The following is a 5,000-nucleotide window of genomic DNA, read 5'->3' on the forward strand; positions in this document are numbered from 1 at the left end:
TTCGGTGGTTCATTTCGGTGGTTCATCCGAGTGCTCAGTTATCTTTTGCCGAATTCGATCGGTTATTGAGTGTGAACCACTTGCAGCCAGAATGGATCGTCTTTTTGACGAGCGTCTTAAACTTTCCCTAAAACCAAAAATTGGTTAATCAACAGACCTGCAAGGCATGCATAGATGCCATTCTCGGCAATCAAATTTAGCAGCGTATCGAGCCAATCGAATTGAAATTGCTCCTCTGACGGCTGCAGCTTGGCCCAGCTAAAAACAGGCAGCGTAACCACATTTATTCCCGCTTCCTTAAATAAACGCATATCTTCCTGCCAGATCTCCTCCGGCCATTGATCGGGATTGTAATCTCCCCCGTACCAGATTTGCTTCAGCTTCGTATTGATCATTTCTTCACGGTCCCCTCTGCGATAGCATGGAATTCCGTGACATTCTAACGGAAAAAGCGGCGATTTGTCATTAAAATAGCGGCCTTTCGCCAATATGTTCACTACGGTACGGATTGTTCACTTCCCAAAAATCAGGTTCATTCACCTTGATTAACATGCTTCATTGCCCCCAAAGACAGATGAAGATTATAATGATGAATGTATTAACGGCGTGCAGAGTGAAATATTCATACTATTGATTAGCGAGCAGCTTTCTGTTAGGGTACTCGAAAAGGAAGCGCTTACCTGATATCGGTGAACAAATGAATCCTGTAAGCTTCTTACATATAGAGGGGGAACCAGCATGCCAGCCGTACAAATGAAAAACAAAGGGAATTTATACAGTAAGCTGCTGTTCACAATCACCTTGTGCATTGTACTTACCTTATTAGTGTCCTCCTTGTTTTACTTCTTCACCTATATGCAGATCGATCTGAAGAAGGCTTATCAATCCGATGTCAGCAACCTCACCCAAACGAGTAAAGAAGTGATTAGCATGACAGAGAGCGCCCAATCGCTCTCCTTCCAAATTTATCGAACGTTCAGCGTCTCCAAGCTTATGTTCTATAATGACCCGAACATTTACGATGTAACTGCCGCGATGAACGAGCTGAACAACTATCTCAGCTCCATGCCATTTATTGAATCCATCTATGTATATAACTCAGCCAACGGCCAATTTTATACGGCGAGCCGGCAAGGTGAAAGCGGTACCTTTAACAAGGAAGATCTCGCCGATCAAGGCATTCTCGATATTTTAGACCAATTCCAGCAATACCGGCCTTTCACGCCTATTCCACGGACTTATACGACCGTCAGTTTAGCGGGGGAGCAGGTTACAAAGGCATATACCTATTTGGGCTACGATGCCATTGGCCGAACGCCAAAAATCAATTCCGCCGTTATTATCAATATTTCTTCCGCTTGGATCAACAAAGATATTGGCGCCAACAAAAGCGATACCGAAGGAAAATCTTATATATTGGATAATCAGGATCGTATGCTCTCCGGCGATACGCTTCTTTCCAAGCCTTTGAACGAGAAGGATGCCGCCTTTATACAGGAGCATATTAAAAACAAGCCATCCGGCTACGCGGTTACGGAATTCGAGGGCAAGAAATCCCTCATCTCCTTTACATCGGCGGATACGCTGGAATGGCAGTACGTGCGCGTGACGCCATATAAACAGGTTACCAAAGCGATCTATTCCATCCGCAATACGACGATTCTGATCGCAATAATCATTCTCGTGATCGGCTTGCTCATCTCGTGGCTGTTATCGCGTATGCTGTATCGTCCTATTCATCAGATTATGAATAAAATGAACATTCTTGAGACTGAAAAGCGCAACAGCTCCTATACCATTAGGCAAAATATGCTGCGCAGCCTGATTCAAGGCTCACAGTCCATACAGACGAGCGCCCAGCAGCAAAAGCTGCTGCAAAGCGGCATAACGTTTGATTTCAGTTCACGCTTTCGAGTCGTCATGCTGCGTATCGATCAGCTTGCCGCATTGAAAGAAACGCGCGGCGATGATCTGCATGTGTACAAATTCGCCGTGATGAACATCGGCTGGGAGATCGGTCTTAAGCATTACCGAGTTGAATCCGTCGATATGGATGCCGACTATGTAATCATACTGTTGAATCGGCTTGATGACGGCGAAGAGTCCGACGATGCGCTGCTGCGTGAAGTGTTGACCCAAATTCAGCAGTCCTCCTTGGATTTCCTGAAGATCGGCCTATCCGTAACCTACAGTCCGGAAGGCTATCAAGCTCAGCAGCTCTCCAACCTATACAAGCTTGTCAAAGAGGCTTCGCAGCACCGTTTATTCTACGGTTTGGGTTCTCTTATCGATGCGCAGGATATCATTGCGTTGAAATCAAAGGAATATAATTTTCCGGTAGACAAAGAGAGAAAGCTGACAGACGCTTTAATGACCTCCAAAACGACGGAAGCGAAGAAGCTATTCGCGGAGATCGTACAGGAAACCGCGGCTTTCCCGATTCATGTCGTCCAGCTTGCGATCTCGCATTTGACGATGACGGTCAACAATATCCTGTTCACCATTCAGAAGAACAACAGCTTGGATGTTGAGGCGAGCCTTAGTATCCACATCCCAACTCCGGATCATTTTGAAACGATAGAGGAGCTGAACGAGGTTTTCTTCTCTTTGTTCGATGACATCCAAGCGAAGCTGTCGACGAAGCGCTCTACAAAGCAAGGGGACCTCATTCGCAGGATCAATGACCTTATTCAGCAGGAGTATGCGAATCCGAATCTCAGCCTTAACTGGATTGCCGACGAGATGGATATGTCTTCTATTTACCTTAGCCGTGTCTATAAGCAGCAAACACTGGCGGCCATCGTTGACGTCATCAATAGCGTTCGGCTAGAGCGGGCCAAGGAATACTTGGAGAGCACCGACTGCTCCATTGTAGACATTGCGGTTAAAAGCGGCTATACCAGCAGCTCCTATTTCCATCGCATGTTCAAAAAAAGCTTCGGCGTAACGCCGTCAGATTATCGTAAGATGAAGCTTGGCTAAAAAGAGAAGAGGCGCTCAAATGGCGCCTCTTTGTTTGTTTTGTGTCGTGTAGTTTAGTTTGGTTGGTTGGCTTGGTTTGGTTTGATTCGGTTTGGTTGGTTTGGTTGGTTTGGCTTGGTTGGCTTGGTTGGCTTGGTTGGCTTGGTTGGCTTGGTTGGCTTGGTTGGCTTGGTTGGCTTGGTTGGCTGACTAAGCTTTCTCAAACCTATTGGTTGATGGCCTTCGCTTCCTCCAGCCGACTGCCCAAGCAACTTTGCGCTATGTACACTCTATTCGTCGTTTAAGTAATCAGGCGTTTATTATGTTGTAGCTTCTCAAGGTTGGTCGCCTCTGACCTTCTCCAACTGACTTGCTTCTTTTAGCTAGGTTAGCTACGCAAGCTTTATCAAAGCGATTCGTTGGCTACCTTAGCTTTATCAAAGCGACTGGTTGATCGCCCCAGCTTTCTCCAGCCGACTGCCCAAGCTACGTTGCACTTTGTACACTCTATTCGTCGGTTAAGTAATCAGGCGTTTATTATGTTGTAGCTTCTCAAGGTTGGTCGCCTCTGACCTTCTCCAACTGACTTGCTTCTTTTAGCTAGGTTAGCTATGCAAGCTTTATCAAAGCGATTGGTTGGCTACCTTAGCTTTCTCAAAGCGACTGGTTGATCGCCCCAGCTTTCTCCAGCCGACTGCCCAAGCTACGTTGCACTTTGTACACTCTATTCGTCGGTTAAGTAATCAAAGCCTTACTACGTTGTAGTTTCTGCAACAGAATGGCGCTGTTTCAGCCATATCTCACTATTTAAGCTGATTCTAATGCACTTTCTACAACGTAGCCTCTCGCGCTTCCCTTTATAAGTGGTTTCTATTGTAAAAAGTGCAATGTAACTGAAGTAATGGTGGGTTATCTCGATTTTCTCCTGCCAATATTGTTCTTATAGACTCGTTGGTTACCTCAGCTCTCTATAGCTTAACCAGCTACATTGCTATCCCGCTCCAATTTCAACTGAATTTAACAACCCCTAAGTTATTTAATTTTTCATTACACCATTTTTAAAACATAGCCCTTTTTATAGAAAAAACCGAATCAATACAGCATTAGCTGCATCATCCGGTCTCTATGTCATTTTTATAAATAACATACTTAGTCCCAACGCGTTAATACGATAGGACCTTCCTTGGTAATGGCCACAGTATGCTCGAATTGCGCTGCCCATGCTCCGTCCCGTGTTCGTGCCATCCACCCGTCCTGCGCAATGTATACATCCGCCCTTCCGGCAGTGATGATGGGCTCTATCGTAATGACCATGCCTTCTTCGAGGGCAATTCCTTGACCAGGTACGCCGCGATGCATGACATCAGGATATTCATGCATATTTCTGCCTATGCCGTGACCTACGAATGCAGTAACCACATCGAAGCCGGCTCTCTCTGCCCGAGCTTGTATCGCATAACCAATGTCTCCAAGCCGATTGCCGAGCACCGCTTGCTTAATTCCGTCCTGCAACGATTGCTCTGCGGCCAAAAGCAGCTTTTCGGTTGCCGTGTTTATTCTACCAATCGCGTAGGTCCAAGCCGAATCTGCTTTCCAACCATCTACATCGGCTACCATGTCAATCGTAACAATATCACCCGTTTCCAAAGGCTCTGAATCAGGAAAACCATGGCAAACAACCTCATTAACGGAGGCACATATCGCGAACGGATAACCTTTGTACCCCTTTTGGGCAGGAGTCGCACCTCGATCCAGCATGAATCGCTCCACAAAGCGGTCAATCTCCTGCGTCGTAACGCCCGGCGCAATCCGTTTTGAGAGAGCTTTGTGACAGGCAGCGACAATACGACCGGCCTTACGAATACCCCGAATATGTTCCTTCGTCTTCAAATCCACTGCCATGTGTGTTCAAACCTCCTTAAGGTTTTACGAAGCAAGTTAGTCGCAATACATCAACCAACGCTTTGCGGCAACAAAATCCACAACGCTTAATAAATAATTAAGGCATAACGAGTAGATTTGTCTATGTATAACTTATT

3 protein-coding genes are annotated in these 5,000 nt (G+C 46.0%); 1 reads left to right on the forward strand and 2 read right to left on the reverse strand.

All coding sequences use genetic code 11. The features are described 5' to 3' along the window. Positions 1-116: 116 nt before the first annotated feature. On the reverse strand, positions 117-395 hold the full coding sequence (locus AB4Z29_RS32085) for a beta-galactosidase (RefSeq protein WP_441946932.1): 279 nt from the start codon (positions 393-395) through the stop codon (positions 117-119). Between the two features lie 343 nt (positions 396-738). Here AB4Z29_RS32085 and AB4Z29_RS32090 point away from each other — a divergent pair, with 343 nt between their 5' ends. Then, a complete protein-coding gene (locus AB4Z29_RS32090; protein WP_441946933.1) occupies positions 739-2,982 on the forward strand; it encodes an AraC family transcriptional regulator in 2,244 nt (747 codons plus the stop codon). A 1,128-nt stretch (positions 2,983-4,110) separates the two neighbouring features. Here the strand turns inward: AB4Z29_RS32090 and map are convergent. Continuing rightward, complete coding sequence (map, locus tag AB4Z29_RS32095; RefSeq protein WP_441946934.1) at positions 4,111-4,863, reverse strand: type I methionyl aminopeptidase; 753 nt, start codon at positions 4,861-4,863, stop codon at positions 4,111-4,113. Between the last annotated feature and the right edge of the window lie 137 nt (positions 4,864-5,000).

Origin of the sequence: Paenibacillus sp. 2TAB23 (assembly GCF_052115165.1) — a bacterium.
In the GTDB taxonomy this organism is placed as follows: Bacteria; Bacillota; Bacilli; order Paenibacillales; family Paenibacillaceae; genus Pristimantibacillus.